General features: G+C 40.5%; 1 pseudogene. It reads right to left on the minus strand.

Annotated features, from left to right (window positions below):
* Positions 1–46: 46 nt before the first annotated feature.
* Positions 47–449, minus strand: a pseudogene (locus ACYQ3Q_RS28515) (hypothetical protein); the annotation flags it as partial.

Consider the following 449-nt stretch of genomic DNA (forward strand, 5'->3'; position numbering starts at 1 on the left):
GAACCGTGCTTGCGCAACTAACGCACACGGCTCCTCATACTATCATTTACATCATATAACTAAAGTTTTTGTTTAGGTCAAAGATGCTGACATATATCTTAGCTTTGGCTAAAGGGAATCTCTTGAGGAAAAGTAAATACTTATCCCACGTCATGCTCTTCTTTTGGCTTCTTCTATTGAACATTTTGTAGAGCATGCTTCTGACCTCATCTCCAAATCTACTAATCATACTAGAATTGTCAGTTATGCCATAGTATCTGTAATACCCATTCATCTTGACCGCCAGTTTCTTCATCACATCCCGGGTTGGCGTTGTGAACATATCATCCGAATAACGAACCATGTAGGCATCGCCTCTGCAGTTCTTTCTAATGACCTTCTCAAACCACAAGTCCAGAGCATGGTGAAGATACAAATTCCCAATTATTGGCGAGATATTACCACCTTGG

The organism is Desulfosporosinus burensis, assembly GCF_054657535.1.